The sequence below is a fragment of the Salmonella sp. 741265116_PST genome, from assembly GCF_046567715.1.
GTDB classification, from domain to species: Bacteria; Pseudomonadota; Gammaproteobacteria; order Enterobacterales; family Enterobacteriaceae; genus Salmonella; species Salmonella enterica.
In genome coordinates, this window is the sequence record NZ_JBKFPH010000001.1 from 118559 (window position 1) to 136117 (window position 17559).

The window sequence follows — 17559 nt, forward strand, 5'->3', positions numbered from 1 at the left end:
AAAACGCCTTCATTTCTTGTGGTTTAAGAATTATTTTCTATTTACTGTTAATCTAATATTGTTATTTTCTCTATTTGACGCGTATCACAACAAAAAAGAGCGCACTTTGGTGCGCCCTTTTCTCAGCTTCTGTCTTCTGCGTTATCCCATAACCTGCTCACACTGCGCCTGTCGGGCCTATCCACAAACGACTTTAATCGCCAGACCGCCGCGCGACGTCTCGCGATATTTGTCGTTCATGTCTTTACCCGTTTCGTACATGGTTTCGATCACTTTATCGAGCGAAACCCGCGGCTCAGAGGTACGGCGTAGCGCCATTCGCGCCGCATTTACCGCTTTAACGGCGTTAATCGCATTACGTTCAATACAAGGGATTTGTACCTGACCCGCCACCGGGTCACAGGTGAGGCCAAGGTTATGCTCCATCGCAATTTCCGCCGCAATACAGACCTGCGCCGGGCTGCCGCCCAGCAGTTCTGTCAGCCCCGCCGCCGCCATCGAACACGCGACGCCAACCTCGCCCTGACACCCCACTTCCGCGCCGGATATCGAGGCGTTCATCTTGTACAGCATGCCAATCGCCCCCGCCGACAACAGATAACGGGCGATAGAGTTGGCATTGACCGGACGACGGAATTTGTCGTAATAGGCCAGCACCGCAGGAATAATGCCGCACGCGCCGTTGGTCGGCGCGGTGACCACTCGCCCGCCCGCCGCGTTCTCTTCGCTCACGGCCAGGGCGAACATGTTAATCCAGTCGATGACGTTCATCGGATCGCGGGAGAGATTATCGCTGGAGACCAGCAGACGCCGTAACGCTACCGCGCGGCGTGGAACGTTCAGCGGCCCCGGCAGCACGCCCTCAGTATTCATGCCACGTTCAATTCCGGTCGCCATCACCTGCCAGATGCGGGCAAAGCCAGCGTCAATCTGCTCTTTGCTCCGCAACGCCAGTTCATTTTGCATCATCAGGCCGGAAACCGAGAGCCCCTGTCTTTCACACAGCGTCAGCAGTTCGCTGGCGGAATGAAAATCATACGGCACCGATTTTTCTACGTCGTGCGACTGACCAAAACGCTCCTCTTCGACAATAAAGCCGCCGCCAATAGAGTAATACGTTTTGTGTAAAAGCGGCGTTTGCCCGTGCCAGGCGGTAATTCGCATACCGTTTTCATGGCGCGCCAGGGTTTCAGCGTGAAAGAGAATACTGTCGGCGACGGGAAAATCCACCACATGCGCGCCACCCGCCACCGATAAACGGCTGCTGCGGGCAACCTCCTGGATAAACACCGGAATGCTATCAATATTGACATCCTGCGGCGTATTGCCCGCAAGACCCATAATGATGGCGGTATCGGTCGCGTGGCCTTTGCCCGTCAGCGATAGCGATCCGTAAAGATCAACCGTGATGCGCGTCGTTCGCGGCAGGTCGCCGCTGTCGATCAGCCGATCGATAAAACATTTTCCTGCATTCATTGGCCCTACGGTATGGGAGCTTGAAGGTCCAATGCCAATCTTAAAAATATCAAATGCGCTAATCATATCTCCCCCTAAGATTACCGTTCAGTGAAGATCCGTCGCGGGGCGATCCACACGATCGCCCCGTTCACATTACATCGCCTGAGTAAAGGTGCGCGAAATAACGTCCTGTTGCTGCTCACGAGTCAGCGCATTGAAGCGCACGGCATAGCCGGAAACGCGGATCGTCAGGTTCGGGTAGTTTTCCGGATGTTCAATCGCATCCAGCAACATTTCACGGTTCATTACATTGACGTTCAGATGCTGCCCGCCTTCTACCTGTGCTTCATGATGGAAATAGCCGTCCAGCAGGCCAACCAGATTGGTTTTCCGCACCGCATCTTCTTTCCCGAGCGCCGCAGGCACAATCGAGAAGGTGTACGAAATACCGTCTTTGGCGTAGGTAAACGGCAGTTTCGCCACCGACGTCAGCGAGGCTACCGCCCCTTTGCGGTCACGACCGTGCATCGGGTTCGCCCCCGGCGCGAACGGCGTTCCGGCGCGGCGTCCATCCGGCGTATTGCCGGTCTTCTGCCCGTACACGACGTTCGAGGTGATGGTCAAAATGGACTGCGTCGGCACCGCATTGCGATACGTCGGCAACACGCTAATTTTTTGCATAAAGCGTTTCACCAGGTCGCAGGCGATGCTGTCCACGCGCTCATCGTTGTTGCCGTACTGCGGATACTCGCCTTCAATAGCAAAGTCGATGGCAAGGCCGTTTTCGTCGCGGATCGGCTTCACCTGAGCGTACCTGATGGCGGACAGGGAATCCGCCGCCACCGACAGTCCGGCGATGCCGCACGCCATCGTCCGATACACATCACGGTCGTGCAGCGCCATCAGCGAAGCTTCATAGCTGTACTTATCGTGCATGTAGTGAATGATGTTCAGCGCGCTGATGTACTGCACCGCCAGCCAGTCCATAAAATGGTCGAGGCTCTCCATTACCGCGTCGTAATCCAGCACCTCATCCGTTAACGGCGCGGTTTTCGGCCCAACCTGGATTTTCAGTTTCTCGTCAACGCCGCCATTGATAGCGTACAGCAACGTTTTGGCAAGGTTGGCGCGCGCGCCGAAGAACTGCATCTGCTTACCGATGACCATCGGGCTGACACAACAAGCGATGGCGTAATCGTCGCTGTTAAAGTCGGTACGCATTAAATCGTCGTTTTCATACTGCAAAGATGAGGTCACGATGGAGACCTGCGCAGCATATTTTTTGAATGCCACCGGCAACGCTTCTGACCACAGTATGGTCAGGTTCGGCTCCGGCGCTGGCCCCATCGTGTGCAGGGTATGCAGATAACGGAAGGAGTTCTTCGTCACCAGCGTGCGGCCATCAAGCCCCATCCCGCCAATAACTTCGGTGGCCCAGATCGGATCGCCGGAAAAGAGCGAATCAAATTCCGGCGTGCGCAGGAAGCGCACCATGCGGATCTTCATGATGAAATGGTCGATCAGCTCCTGCGCCTGCTGCTCTGTCAGAAGGCCCGCGTTGAAATCGCGCTCAATATAGATATCAAGGAACGAGGCGGTTCTTCCCAGCGACATTGCACCGCCATTTTGTGATTTTACCGCCGCCAGATAAGCGAAGTAGAGCCACTGTACCGCTTCCTGCGCGTTTCGCGCCGGGCGGGAGATATCGTAGCCGTATTTCGCCGCCATCTCCTGCATTTGCAGCAGCGCGCGACGGTGCTCCGCCAACTCCTCACGCAGGCGAACCGTCGCCTCAAGATTCTGTCCCCGCTCCAGATTCGACTGCAGGTCGGCGAATTGCAGCTCGCGTTCGCGTACCAGATAACGGATGCCATACAGCGCGACGCGACGATAATCGCCAATAATGCGCCCGCGACCATAACCATCCGGCAAACCGGTTAATACGCCGGATTTACGGCAGCGCAGCATATCCGGCGAGTAAACATCGAATACGCCCTGATTATGGGTTTTCCGCAGGTCGGTAAAGGTATATTCAAAATCGGCGTCCATTTCGCGGCCATAGGCGTGGAATGAACTTTTGATCATGTTAACACCGCCAAACGGATGCAAAGCGCGTTTAAGCGGCTTATCTGTTTGTAAACCGACGATTTTTTCCAGCTCTTTTTCAATATATCCCGCATCGTGCGCGGTAATCGTCGTCGCGATGTTGGTATCGAAATCCACCGGCGCATGGGTCGCGTTCTCGATACGTATTCCCGCCATCACCTTTTCCCACAACGCCGTGGTCGCTGGCGTCGCGTCGGCGAGAAAAGATTCATCCCCCTCATAGGGCGTATAGTTATGCTGAATAAAATCACGGACATTAATTTCTTCTTTCCAGTCCGTACCTTTAAAATCACGCCATGCTTCGGCATACAGCATATCGCTGGTATCGATATTTACCTTCATGAAAAATAATCTCTCTACAGAACAGCCGTTAAGTTATGCAAATTCCACTGGTGCTTTCACGTTGCCTAAACGAATGGCATCAAGGGCAATCATTTTCTCTTCATTCGTGGGAATAACAGCGCAAATAACCTGAGAAGGGTTAGCGGAAATAATGCGCTCGCCGTGAGAATTCGGCTGCTTATTCATTTCAACGTCTAACGTAAGCCCCAGCACGCCCAAATGTTCAATTACCAACTGGCGAATTAATACTGAATTTTCACCAATACCGCCGGTAAAAATAATGCCATCCAACCGATGTAACGATGCCGCGTGTCCGGCAATATGACGGGCGATACGGTGGACAAATGTTTTTATCGCTAACCGGGCGCGCTCATGTCCTTCGTGCCAGGCTTTTTCCAGGACTCTAAGGTCGGATGACAAACCGGAGATGCCGAGCAAACCGGACTCTTTATTCACCACTCGCTCCAGATCGCTCAACGTCTGCCCGGTTTCTTTGGCTATCCACGCCATCGCGCCGAAATCAACGTCGCCGCTGCGAGTGCCCATCATCAGCCCCTCAAGCGGCGTCATCCCCATTGAGGTATCCACGCTCTGACCATTGCGTACCGCGCAGATAGACGCCCCATTGCCCAGATGCGCGACAATCAGACCCGAGTTTTTTTCATCGAGGTCAAGCAGTTCATACGCGCGCTGCGAAACATAGCGATGCGACGTACCGTGAAAGCCGTAGCGACGCACACCCAGACTGGAAAAATACTCCCACGGCAATCCGTACAAATAGGCTTCCGGTGCCAGCGTCTGGTGGAAACTGGTATCAAATACCGCCACCTGACGTACGGCCGGGAAAAGGTGCCGCGCCGCGTCAATGCCGCTTAAATTAGCGTAATTATGCAGCGGCGCTAAAGGCGATACCCGGCGAATATTATCGATAATCTCATCGGTAATAATGACGGACTGCGTAAATAGCTCTCCACCGTGTGCAATACGGTGACCAATTAATGCCACGCTATCCGTTAAATCACGTTTTTCCAGCTCAAAGGCAATGGCTTTTAACGCGTCCTCATAATTAGAGTGCGCGAGGTTTATCGGCTTATCGCCATTAATAGATAAAAAGGCGTTTTCAGTATTCATCCCATCTGCTATTCCCGCCATTAAAACATCACAGGTAGCGACATCCAGTACAGAGAATTTGATAGAAGATGATCCGCAATTAATGACCAGAACGACCGGAAATTCATTCATGTAGTGCCTCCGTCGATGTCAGCCTGCGTCCACGCCCTGGGGCGGAACGCAGGCTAAACGTGAGGATTAGAACAATTTGTAGACAATATTCAGGATGGTCAGCAGACCAATCAGGGTGACGAACACGTTATCCAGACGACCACGGTACTTCGCCAGCGACGGCGCTTTACGAATGGCGTACATCGGCAGCAGGCATAACAGCGAGGCGATAATCGGCGCGCCCATCGCTTCAATCAGGTCCAGAATGTTCGGGTTTGCGTAAGCTACGACCCAGGTAGACCCCATAATGAAGATCATGCTGATGGTGTTAAGCTTGCCCATAGAGACTTTGGTTTTATCGCCTTTATAACCGAATTTCAGCACCAGGCCGTTCAGCCCTTCCAGCGTCCCCAGGTAGTGACCGAAGAAAGATTTGAAAATAGCAACCAGCGCGATGATAGACGCGCCATACTCCAGCACCGTTGCAAAAGTGGATTTTGTCCCCGACAAAGAGGCGAAATGGTTGGCCAGGTAGGAAAGTACCGGAATGTTCTGCGCTTTCGCATCCGCCATGTTCTGTGGAGAGAGCGTAAACAGACAGCTAAAGGCGAAGAACATCACCACGGCGACCATCAGCATACTGGCGCGCGAGATGATCTGTGAACATTTACGCTCGGTAAATTCGCGGCCAAACTCTTTCTCATACTCTTCACGCTTAGAAACCACGAAGGAAGAGACGATGGGTGAAAAGTTAAAGGAGAACACCATGATAGAGATGCCCAGCCACACCGTAACCAGTATGCCATCGTGCCCGGTCAGCGCGATATTACTGAGATCAACCTGATCGATAACCGCCGAGTTCCAGTAAGGAATCAGCGATAATGAGATTAGCACCAGACTGGCGATAAACGGCCATACCAGGTAACTCATCACCTTAACCATCAGATCTTTACCAAACCAGATCACAAAGGCCATCAGCAGCAGCAAGAACAGCGCCACGAAACCGCGATTCAACGCTGGCATCTGCAACTGGTTTTCCCAAAACGTCATGAACGTGTTAGTAATGGTGACGCCATAAATCCACAGCAGCGGACAAATCGCAAAGAAGTAAAGGAACGTGATAACTACCCCGCCCGTTTTACCAAAGTGCTCTTCGACCGTTTCCGTAATATTGCCGGACGGATTAGATCCGGATAAACACAGACGCGCCAGCGCCCGGTGACAATAGAACGCAATGGGGTAAGCTAAAACCAGCATCAGCAGAATGGGGATAAGCCCGCCAAACCCGGCGCGGATAGGGAAAAACAGCACCCCGGCGCCAATGGCGGTACCAAATAAACCCAGCGTCCACGTCGTGTCCGATTTACGCCATGACGACTGTTTTGCCTGGCTGGATACAATGCTATCAGTAGTACTCATATCCTATCCTCACGAAAAGATTAAGCGTCAACTAAACCCGTAATTTGTGATACACGAGAAAGATCGATATTGCCGCCAGAAATAATACTGACCGTTTTTCTGTTCTGAATATGGCTATCTAATTTCCCGCTTAATAGTGCGGCGCAGGCCAGTGCGCCAGCGCCTTCAGTAATAACCTTATTGCGCTGAATTAAAGCGATCATGCTGTTACGAATTTCATCTTCGCTAACCAGAACAATGTCATCGACTAATTCACGAACAATTTCATAGGTTAAATTACCCGGGCGGGAGACATCACAACCATCCGCCAGGGTGCCGGTCGTTCGGTGCGTGGTTATTTCGCCAGCGTAATAAGACGCCGCCATACCGTGAACATTTTCGGCCTGTACGCCGATAACTTTAATGGTCGGGTTAATCGATTTAATCGCAATGGCAATACCTGCAATTAAACCACCGCCGCCAATAGGCACGATGACATTATCGACATCGTACAGATCTTCCATAATTTCCAGACCAATAGTGCCCTGCCCGGCAATGACTTTTGGATCGTCGTAAGGCGGAATAAAAATGCGGCCTTCGGTTTCGACAATTTCACTCACCTTAGCAATGGTGTCATTGAAGTTGTCACCGTGGAGCACCACTTCCGCCGAATAATCACAGGTGGCCGCCACTTTTGACTTTGGCGCGCCCTTCGGCATCACGACTTTGCCGTCAATACCCAGCATTGCGCAAGAAAGAGAAACGCCCTGTGCATGATTACCTGCGGAACAGGCCACGACGCCTTTACGTTTTTCCGCCTCCGTTAACGAGCTAAGTTTGTTAAAAGCGCCACGAATTTTAAATGAACCCGTACGCTGCATATTTTCAAACTTGAGAAATATTTCGCCTTTGCAACGTTCACTAAAATAGTTAGAGCGAGGCATTCCCGTTTTATATATCTTCCCCGCCAGTCTTTTTTTCGCTTCGAGGATATCTTCAATTGCAACCGGGAGATCGTATGTAATGTGCATTATAACCTCTTAACCTGGGTATTAAAAATAAGTTACCGTTGCCCACTGTTCAAAAGAAACAGGTGACGTCAATTTCGCTAAATATGTTTATTCCATATCATTCAATTTCTATTAACTGCCTGCGTCTGCATCCATTATATGATGAATATTGTTTAGCCAATTCTACTAATACTGAAGCGGCTTTTTTGATACGATAATTTTTAGACCATACCGCCGCATAACGTGCAACGGGTAATGTGTCTTTGATTGGTATCGTGATAAATTGATTAGAGCCAAAAGGCGTGGTCATATCGCAGGGAATAACAGTTAAGAAATCAGCATTGAGAACAAGATTATATATTGTGACGACGGAATCTGTTTTAACAATGTTTTCGATGCTGATGCCATTTCGTTGTAGAGTGGTGAGTAATTCGCTGTAGTAGCCCATATTCGTTTGCGGCAACACCCACTGTTCGTCTTTTAACGATTCCAGTGTGATGGTGCCGGTGCATGTTCGGGACTTGCTGGCTACCAGGACAAACTCTGATTCAAACAGCGGCTCGACATGCAGATCCTGTAGCTGCATTTCATTACTGAGCGTACCGATAGCAAAGTCCAGCCGCCCGTCGCGCAGGGCCGGCAGGAATGAAGAGAGCTGGGCTTCGTACATGGATACCTGCGCTTTTGGAAAGACCTCTTTGAACTTATGAATCATATCGGACATGAAGGTAAAGCCAATCAGCGAAGGAAAACCAAACGAGACGTCGACAACGGTATTGCACGTCATACTGTTCATCTCGTTGATCATGTTTTTCATTTCGCGGGTGATAGATTCAGACCAGGAAAGCAGTACCTGTCCCGCTTCGGTCAACGTAACGCCGGTATTTTTACGTACAATTAGCTCAACGCCAAAATAGGCCTCAACATCGCTAATGATTTTACTGACGGCGGGTTGGGTTAACCCTAACGATTTTGCGGCAGAACCGATAGAACCACTTCTAATGACTTCCTGAAAGACCACCAAATGCTGTGTTTTAGGGAGAACAAGAGTATTCATATCTACCGCTCTGAAATAACATTGTGAACGGCAGGAAGTGTAGCAAATTAAATCTTAAAGGTTATGTGCGACCACTCACAAATTAACTTACCGCAATTTTTACATGGTCTTTATTAAATAAATAAAACCTATTAATTCAATAATTTACAAAAATAAAAAAGCAACTTAGTCTGATTTCAATCAAAAAATAGGGTCGGGATAACGATATATTATGGCGATAACCAGTCTATTTTACCTCCTATTTTCGACATCCTATGAAGACGATATTTCAATCAATTACGGGACATTTTATCGACAATTCCAGCGTTAAATTTAAAGCGTAATTTCTCAAATTTAAGTATAAACCGAAGGTAAATGCGCTTAAAAACCGTTACGCGTCACATTTTTTTACCTTATTTGTTTGTAAAGAAACATTTAATAAAATTTTAACCAAAATATTTCATACATTTAATTTTCATTTACAACAAATAATTTACACCGCTTTCTTGCTGTTTTTCAGAATGTAATTTTGTAAAAGAAATCGATTGCTTTTCACTTCAACTAAAAAGAGCGCAATCCATAGCGTTTTGTGTTTCTCATCACAAAAACGAATAATATTATGTCACCACGGCTGTCAATTAATTGCCGGATGGTGACACTGGCGCCTTCTGCAACCTCTATACCCTTCACCGGCCTGATAAGCAAAAACCCGCCAGCTTACACTGACGGGTTTTATGAAGAAGTGAAACTGACCGATAAGCCGCTTTCTTTTGGGTATAGCGTCGTGGACAGTCATTCATCCTGCCGCCCTGTAAAAGCAAAAACCCGCCAGCTTACACTGACGGTTTTTTGCATGAAGAGGTGAAACTGACCGATAAGCCGGGTTCTGTCGTGGACAGTCATTCATCCTGCCGCCCTGTAAAAGCAAAAACCCGCCAGCTTACACTGACGGGTTTTATGAAGAGGTGAAACTGACCGATAAGCCGCTTTCTTTCGGGTATAGCGTCGTGGACAGTCATTCATCCTGCCGCCCTGTAAAAGCAAAAACCCGCCAGCTTACACTGACGGGTTTTATGAAGAGATGATACTGACCGATAAGCCGCTTTCTTTTGGGTATAGCGTCGTGGACAGTCATTCATCCTGTCGCCCGGTAAAAGCAAAAACCCGCCAGCTTACACTGACGGGTTTTATGAAGAGATGATACTGACCGATAAGCCGCTTTCTTTTGGACATAGCGTCGTGGACAGTCATTCATCCTGCCGCCCTGTAAAAGCAAAAACCCGCCGAAGCGGGTTTTATGAAGAGGTGAAACTGACCGATAAGCCGCTTTCTTTTGGATATAGCGTCGTGGACAGTCATTCATCCTGCCGCCCTGTAAAAGCAAAAACCCGCCGAAGCGGGTTTTATGAAGAAGTGAAACTGACCGATAAGCCGGGTTCTGTCGTGGACAGTCATTCATCTAGGCCAGCAATCGCTCACTGGCTCAAGCAGCCTACCCGGGTTCAGTACGGGCCGTACCTTATGAACCCCTATTTGGCCTTGCTCCGGGTGGAGTTTACCGTGCCACGGACTGTTACCAGCCGCGCGGTGCGCTCTTACCGCACCCTTTCACCCTTACCTGATCCCACTTACGTGGGCCATCGGCGGTTTGCTCTCTGTTGCACTGGTCGTGGGCTTCCCCCCCAGGCGTTACCTGGCACCCTGCCCTATGGAGCCCGGACTTTCCTCCCCTCCGCCCGTCTCCCCGAAAGGACGACGACGAAGCGGCGACTGTCTGGTCAGCTTCGGCGCGCAGTATAGAGGGTTCGCGCGACTTTGTCACCCTGCGCTGCGCATTCCTATCGCCAGAGCGGCAGCAACATTTCTGGATGCCCGATAAATATTGTCAAAAGCGCCCCGAAAAGCCTCCTCCAGCGTCACGATGCGCGTGAGTACGCTAAAGACAGCGTCGATGCCATAGTGATGCACTACCCCTACATCGTGCGTCAGGCTGCCGGCAATGCCAATCACTGGCTTATGATATTTTTTCGCCACATTCGCGACGCCAATCGGCACTTTACCGCGAATACTTTGGCTATCAATCCGCCCTTCTCCCGTCACCACCAGCGTACAGTCGTGGATATGCTCCTCCAGGTTCAGTGCCGCCGTGACAATTTCGATCCCGCTGCGTAATTCCGCACCGAGAAAAGCCATTAACGCCGCCCCCATACCGCCTGCCGCGCCTGCGCCGGGCGCCGCCTTTACGTCGACATTCAGCGATTTTTTTATGACGTCGGCATAGTGAGCAAGATTTCTGTCCAGCTCAACAATGTTCTCTTCGGTCGCGCCTTTCTGCGGCCCAAAAATTCGTGATGCGCCGTTGTCGCCGATCAGAGGATTAGAGACATCGCAAGCGACACGAATAGCGCAGAGTTTTAAACGGGGATCGAGCTCTGAAATATCAATGTCGCTTAGACAATGAAGGCTTCCGCCACCGTAACCGATATCCGCGCCGTTTGCATCGCGCAGTTTTGCGCCCAGCGCCTGCATCATCCCTGCGCCGCCGTCATTTGTCGCGCTGCCGCCAATGCCGATAATGATATTGCTTGCGCCGCTTTCCAGCGCCTGCAATATCAGCTCCCCCGTTCCCCGCGAGGTAGTAATCAAAGGGTTGCGTTTTTCTGGCGGAACCAGCGCCAGTCCGCTGGCCGCCGCCATTTCAATAAAGGCGGTGTGGCCGTCGCCGGACATTCCCCAGCAGGCTTTCACTTTTTCACCCAACGGCCCGGTCACCCATGCGGCGCGTTCAACGCCCTGCGTCGCGGCAATCATGGCTTCGACCGTTCCTTCGCCGCCATCGGCAACCGGAACAGACACATATTGCGCATCGGGGAAAATTTCCCGAAATCCTTTTTCTATCGCCTGTGCTACCTCGGCGGCAGAAAGGCTTTCTTTGTAGGAGTCGGGGGCAATTACGATTTTCATAGTGGTAGCCTGTTACTGCACAACGCCGGATGGCGTTTCACTTATCCAGCCTGAAATTCAGGCCCGGATCGCTACACGCCATCCGGGCACAACGTCGTTAGCGAGTGACTTCCACTTTCGCCAGTTTTTCGTAGTAACACGCCAGCGCGCTATGGTCGTCATTACCGTGTCCATCCGCGCGTAACGCCTGCATCATTTCCATAACGGCGGCGGTCAGCGGGAGCTGCGCGCCAACGCCGTGGGAGGTATCCAGCGCGTTCGCCAGATCTTTAATGTGCAGATCGATACGGAAACCTGGTTTAAAGTTTCGGTCCATGACCATCGGCGCTTTCGCATCCAGTACCGTGCTGCCAGCCAGACCGCCGCGAATCGCCTGATAGACCAGATCCGGGTTGACGCCCGCTTTAGTCGCCAGCGTCAGCGCTTCAGACATAGCGGCGATATTCAACGCCACGATCACCTGGTTCGCCAGTTTTGTGACGTTGCCTGCGCCGATATCGCCGGTATGCACCACGGAACCCGCCATCGCTTTCATCAGGTCGTAGTACTTGTCGAAAATGGCTTTATCGCCCCCTACCATCACCGACAGCGTGCCATCAATCGCCTTCGGCTCGCCGCCGCTGACCGGCGCATCCAACATCTCAACGCCCTTCGCCTTCAGCGCATCGCTGATTTCACGGCTTGCCAGCGGTGCGATAGAACTCATATCAATCAATACGGTTCCCGGCTTCGCGCCTTCGATGATACCGTTCTCGCCCAGCGCAACCTCTTTCACATGCGGAGAGTTAGGCAGCATCGTGATGATGACGTCACACTGTTCAGCGATCGCCTTCGCCGTAGAGGCCGTTTCCGCGCCTGCGGCAATGACGTCGGCAATCGCTTCAGGATTACGATCGGACACCACCAGCGAATACCCTGCTTTCAGTAAGTTTTTGCTCATGGGCTTACCCATGATGCCTAAGCCAATAAAGCCAACTTTCATCGTCATAGCGTTCTCTCTTTCCATACCAGGATTATTTTTTAAAGGTGTCGGCAAGCTTCTGCGTGCTGGCGCGGAATGCGCCTAAATCGCTGCCAACGGCGACAAAGGTCGCGCCCCATTCCAGATAACGGCGGGCATCCGCCTCTACCGGCGCCAGAATGCCGCACGGTTTACCGTGCGCTTTAGCGCGGGCGAAAATATGTTGAATCGTCTGCTGCACATCAGGGTGAGAAGCATTGCCGAGATGACCCAGCGCGGCGGCCAGATCGCTTGGGCCGACAAAAATGCCATCAACGCCTTCCGTTGCGGCGATGGCATCAACATTGTCGACACCCAACTGGCTTTCGATTTGAACAATAATGGTGATGTTTTTGTTCGACTGCGCAAAGTAATCAGGCACCGTGCCGAACATATTCGCGCGGTGAGAAACGGAGACGCCGCGAATGCCTTCCGGCGGGTAACGCGTCGAGGCGACGGCGCGAGCTGCTTCCTCTTGCGTTTCAACAAAGGGGATCAGGAAGTTATAAAACCCGATATCCAGCATCCGTTTGATAATGACCGGTTCATTGGTTGGCACACGTACCACAGGCGCGCTGGCGCTGCCTTTCAATGCCATTAACTGCGGAATTAAGGTGGTCACATCGTTCGGCGCATGTTCGCCATCCAGCACCAGCCAGTCAAATCCCGCCAGACCGAGAACTTCGGTGGTTATTGGGCTTGCCAGTGCAGACCAGCAGCCAATCTGCACCTGTTGCGCCGCCAGCGCCGCTTTAAACTTATTCGGGAAAATAGCGTTATTCATCGCTTATACCTTCGCTTATTTCTTTAATTCTCTACATGTGATGCCGCCACCATGACTTATAGCAACGACAATAAAAATGCTTATCTGAGATCAGAATGGGTCTCCGCATTCTATTTCTAATGTGGTACACATCCTGTAGCACAATATACCGTTCTGATATCTTTATCGTCTTTTATTATTATCATGGTATTTTCAAATAACTCGTCAGATACACTGAATTCGCCATTCAGTATAAACAGCCTATGGCGGATAATCATTGTGCAAACGCTCATTAAAAAGGGATTATTTAACGCTTATTTTTGAGCATACGCCCATGATACTGGGCGCTAATGCACACATTTACGCTTTACCCGGCCTGCATAAAAAATTTCATAATTTGCGGTGATCTGGATCACATTCTTATATTTATACTCCTGTCATTCTTATTTCATTATGCATGAACTTTATTTCTTATATTGAGATTTAACGATTTAACCATAACCAAAATAGATAATCCTATTTCTATCATCCAGGCTGGAGAATGTTGAACAATGGCCAATATCGAAATTCGCCAGGAATCGCCATCGGCGTTTTATATAAAAGTACATGAAACCGATAATGTCGCAATTATTGTTAATGACCACGGTCTTAAAGCCGGAACACGTTTTCCGGATGGCCTGGAACTGACTGAACATATTCCGCAAGGCCATAAAGTCGCTCTGACGGACATCCCCGCTCACGGCGAAATCATCCGTTATGGCGAAGTCATCGGTTATGCGGTACGCGACATCCCGCGCGGAAGCTGGATCGACGAGTCGCTGGTTGAACTGCCAAAAGCGCCGCCGCTGAATACGCTACCGCTGGCGACCAAAGTACCGGAACCGCTGCCGCCGCTGGAAGGCTATACGTTTGAGGGCTATCGTAACGCCGATGGCAGCGTCGGCACCAAAAATCTGCTTGGCATTACCACCAGCGTGCACTGTGTGGCGGGCGTGGTCGATTATGTGGTGAAAGTGATTGAGCGCGATCTGCTGCCCAAATACCCGAATGTCGATGGCGTTGTAGGGCTAAACCATCTGTACGGCTGCGGCGTGGCAATCAACGCGCCGGCGGCGGTCGTGCCGATTCGCACGATTCATAATATCGCGCTCAACCCCAATTTTGGCGGCGAAGTGATGGTGATTGGCCTCGGTTGCGAAAAACTGCAGCCGGAACGGCTGCTGGAAGGCACCGAGGATGTTCCCGCCATCGCCGTTGAAAGCGCCAGTATTGTGCGTTTACAGGACGAGCAGCATGTCGGCTTTAAATCAATGGTCGACGATATTTTGCAGGTCGCCGAACGCCATCTGACGAAACTGAACCAGCGCCAGCGCGAAACCTGTCCGGCCTCCGAGCTGGTCGTCGGGATGCAGTGCGGCGGCAGCGATGCGTTTTCCGGCGTCACGGCAAACCCGGCGGTAGGTTACGCTTCCGATCTGCTGGTACGCTGCGGCGCGACCGTCATGTTCTCTGAGGTCACCGAAGTGCGCGATGCCATTCATCTTCTGACACCGCGCGCCATCAACGAAGCCGTGGGTAAACGCCTACTGGATGAGATGGCCTGGTACGATAACTACCTTGATATGGGGAAAACCGATCGCAGCGCTAACCCGTCCCCTGGCAACAAAAAAGGCGGCCTGGCGAATGTGGTGGAAAAAGCGTTGGGCTCTATCGCTAAATCGGGTAAGAGCGCCATTGTCGAAGTATTGTCGCCGGGCCAGCGCCCCACCAAACGCGGCCTGATTTACGCCGCGACGCCCGCCAGTGATTTCGTCTGCGGCACGCAGCAGGTCGCTTCCGGCATTACCGTACAGGTCTTTACCACCGGCCGCGGCACGCCGTACGGGCTGATGGCGGTGCCGGTAATTAAAATGGCGACGCGTACCGAGCTGGCGAACCGTTGGTATGACTTAATGGATATCAATGCAGGCACCATCGCCACGGGTGAAGAGACAATCGAAGATGTGGGCTGGAAGCTGTTTCACTTTATTCTCGATGTCGCCAGCGGCCGGAAGAAGACTTTCTCGGACCAGTGGGGCCTACATAACCAACTGGCGATATTTAACCCGGCCCCAGTGACCTGATCTATTCTGGAAAGCGCCTCGCAAAACATGGCTTAAGGGCCATGTTTTCATATGTTTGATAAACTGCGCCATGTTCATACCGGATATGGCAAAAACACCTATTCCACCATAAAACCATTCAAATTCAATAAATTGAAATTCTCTGCCAGGCGCAGCCTTACGTTTCTCACTAATTTGAGTCGCAGCATATGCAATTTGAGTTATGTCGAATATAACGACAGCCTATTAATCACCTTTACTTAATTCTGCTGCCTCATCAATTCTTTAATTTGTGCCAGCGTGGACGTGCCTTCCATCGGCCCACGCGCAGAGATAGCCAGCGATCCTGCGGCATTAGCATGGGCTAAAGCATCGGGTACGGAATATCCCGCAAGAAACAGGCTAACAAAGGTTGCGCCAAAGCAATCGCCAGCGCCTGTAGGATCAACCACCTTCACCGGATACCCAGCCACATGATGTTGTTCGTCTTTTGAATAGTAACTGGCTCCACGGGCGCCACGTTTAATGATGACGTGGGCAATTCCACGCTTGTGAAGCCTTGCGACAATTTTCTCTTCATCGCGGGATTTACTCAGGCCGAAATAATCCAGTTCGCCATCGCTTGGCAGGAAGAAATCCGTGTAATCAAGAATATATTCAAAGGCCTGCGACATTTCGCGGATCTTTAGCATCTCTTTACGGATATTAGGATCGAAAGAAATTGTGCCACCATTTTCTTTTACAATGCTAATCGCCTTGCGTACGGCATCGATCAAACGAAAGGAAAATAATGACGATCCCATAATATGAAAGTGGCGATATTGCCTGAGTAATGTTTCATCAAGGTGATCGGCACTTAGCAAACCGCACGCACTGTCCGGCATGTTGAAAATAAAATCGCGCTGGGCCTGGCTTCGGTAGCTAACAAAAGCACTGCCTGTTGTGGCGTTCGGCAGTACGGAAATTCCCTGTACATTTACGCCATCGCGCGACAAGCGGGTAATATTCATAACGCCAAAGGCATCGTTGCCAACACAGCTAAACAACAATGAACGAAAACCAAGTTTAGCAACCTGATCGGCAAATATGGCGGGTGCCCCACTGGGATACGGCCCCCAAAATTCCCCCGGTGAGGAAAATCCCTGATTCTCTTTTTTTGCCAGAAACTCGACGAGCAATTCACCCAATGTTGCGATTGTTATGTTCATGCGTTGTCCTTCATCTTGCCTGATGCAGGGCCGGGTTTATCCAGGTCAGACATTCGTTATTGGTATAGCTGTTGGTTAAGCCGTCGGCCAGAAACCGTGAGTGGTACTCAGCGGCGACAATCTGTGGCGTAATAATCGCGCTCAGCGTATTCAGTTTTCCTACCGGATAACGCGCCACATCATGAATCGGACGCTGCGCCACCACGGCAATACTCTGTCCACTAAGGCGCAGGCATTCACTTAGCAAAGCAGCCGCACTTTCGTTTTTCACGTTGAGCGTGCCATCCTCGCTGATATGGTCCACCATCACCAGACAACATGACGGTTGAAATTGTTGCAAAGATTGGATGGCGATTTCGCCCCCCAGCGCCTGGCCACTACGCCCCAGTACACCGCCCAACAACACAATTTCACCATCGATATAATCACGGGCCGGCGCAACATGGCTAAGATCGTTGATGATAAGGCACAGATCCCGATAATCGCCCAGGAAAGGAAGCGCTTTACGCAACACCTCTCCGGCCCCCAGAAACACGGTATCGTCGTCGCAGACCAGACGGGCAACCTGCTTAGCCAGTTCCAGCTCTACGCTATGCTCTAACGCCTGCGACTGCACCACTTCATGGCTTACCGCTGCTCTGACGGGTTGGGCCGTGTAAATCGCTCCGCCAAAGGAGCGTTTCAGATAGCCTTGTTGCTCCAGGTAATTGAGATCATTACGGATCGTTACCCCTGAAACCGATAACATTTCAGCCAAATCGTCTACTTTTATTTCGCCGTTTTTACGGACGATTTCGGCAATGTCCAGACGCCTTTTCAACAGGCTGGTAGATGGTTTTGCCACAACATACCCTTTTTTTCCGCTTCGTCGGGAAGTTATCCCGTGCTTTAACTTTCATTTTTAAACTTCTGACAGGGGATGTCAATTTTGCACCACGCCATCGAATGCTA

12 protein-coding genes and 1 other RNA gene are annotated in these 17559 nt (G+C 51.1%); 1 reads left to right on the forward strand and 12 read right to left on the reverse strand.

Features of this window, described 5'->3' with window-relative positions:
- Positions 1 to 177 precede the first annotated feature (177 nt).
- The 10 genes from tdcG to garL form a co-directional block, all read right to left on the reverse strand.
- The gene (gene tdcG / locus ACLD11_RS00590; protein WP_411014399.1) at positions 178 to 1542 is read right to left on the reverse strand and encodes an L-serine ammonia-lyase; all 1365 of its coding nucleotides are present in this window, start codon (positions 1540 to 1542) and stop codon (positions 178 to 180) included.
- A gap of 69 nt (positions 1543 to 1611) precedes the next feature.
- Positions 1612 to 3906 carry a formate C-acetyltransferase gene (pflB, locus tag ACLD11_RS00595; RefSeq protein ID WP_183059385.1) on the reverse strand — a complete coding sequence of 765 codons (2295 nt, stop codon included), beginning with the start codon at positions 3904 to 3906 and terminating at the stop codon, positions 1612 to 1614.
- 33 nt (positions 3907 to 3939) lie between these two features.
- On the reverse strand, positions 3940 to 5148 hold the full coding sequence (tdcD, locus tag ACLD11_RS00600; RefSeq protein ID WP_411014400.1) for a propionate kinase: 1209 nt from the start codon (positions 5146 to 5148) through the stop codon (positions 3940 to 3942).
- Positions 5149 to 5214: 66 nt separating this feature from the next.
- Positions 5215 to 6546 carry a threonine/serine transporter TdcC gene (gene tdcC / locus ACLD11_RS00605; protein WP_000108129.1) on the reverse strand — a complete coding sequence of 444 codons (1332 nt, stop codon included), beginning with the start codon at positions 6544 to 6546 and terminating at the stop codon, positions 5215 to 5217.
- Between the two features lie 20 nt (positions 6547 to 6566).
- Positions 6567 to 7556, reverse strand: coding sequence for a bifunctional threonine ammonia-lyase/L-serine ammonia-lyase TdcB (gene tdcB / locus ACLD11_RS00610; RefSeq protein ID WP_000548368.1), 990 nt, complete (start codon positions 7554 to 7556; stop codon positions 6567 to 6569).
- Between the two features lie 97 nt (positions 7557 to 7653).
- Positions 7654 to 8592, reverse strand: a complete 939-nt coding sequence (gene tdcA / locus ACLD11_RS00615; protein WP_001094907.1) for a transcriptional regulator TdcA — start codon at positions 8590 to 8592, stop codon at positions 7654 to 7656.
- A gap of 1390 nt (positions 8593 to 9982) precedes the next feature.
- Positions 9983 to 10357: RNase P RNA component class A (gene rnpB / locus ACLD11_RS00620), an RNA gene on the reverse strand.
- A gap of 32 nt (positions 10358 to 10389) precedes the next feature.
- Entirely contained in the window at positions 10390 to 11535 is a 1146-nt protein-coding gene (gene garK / locus ACLD11_RS00625) for a glycerate 2-kinase (RefSeq protein WP_411014401.1), read from the reverse strand.
- Positions 11536 to 11632: 97 nt separating this feature from the next.
- Positions 11633 to 12523 carry a 2-hydroxy-3-oxopropionate reductase gene (gene garR, locus ACLD11_RS00630; RefSeq protein WP_000178106.1) on the reverse strand — a complete coding sequence of 297 codons (891 nt, stop codon included), beginning with the start codon at positions 12521 to 12523 and terminating at the stop codon, positions 11633 to 11635.
- 25 nt (positions 12524 to 12548) lie between these two features.
- The gene (gene garL / locus ACLD11_RS00635) at positions 12549 to 13319 is read right to left on the reverse strand and encodes a 2-dehydro-3-deoxyglucarate aldolase (protein ID WP_001057715.1); all 771 of its coding nucleotides are present in this window, start codon (positions 13317 to 13319) and stop codon (positions 12549 to 12551) included.
- Positions 13320 to 13849: 530 nt separating this feature from the next.
- Between garL and garD the strand changes: the two genes are divergently transcribed.
- Positions 13850 to 15421 (forward strand): galactarate dehydratase, encoded by a 1572-nt coding sequence (garD, locus tag ACLD11_RS00640; protein WP_001273720.1) that lies wholly within the window; start codon positions 13850 to 13852, stop codon positions 15419 to 15421.
- A gap of 239 nt (positions 15422 to 15660) precedes the next feature.
- On the opposite strand, the gene ACLD11_RS00645 is transcribed toward garD, so the two are convergent.
- Together ACLD11_RS00645 and ACLD11_RS00650 are read right to left on the reverse strand one after the other, a co-directional pair.
- A complete protein-coding gene (locus tag ACLD11_RS00645; RefSeq protein WP_001027807.1) occupies positions 15661 to 16608 on the reverse strand; it encodes a sugar kinase in 948 nt (315 codons plus the stop codon).
- 10 nt (positions 16609 to 16618) lie between these two features.
- Positions 16619 to 17452 (reverse strand): DeoR/GlpR family DNA-binding transcription regulator, encoded by an 834-nt coding sequence (locus tag ACLD11_RS00650; RefSeq protein ID WP_183059382.1) that lies wholly within the window; start codon positions 17450 to 17452, stop codon positions 16619 to 16621.
- Positions 17453 to 17559 lie beyond the last annotated feature (107 nt).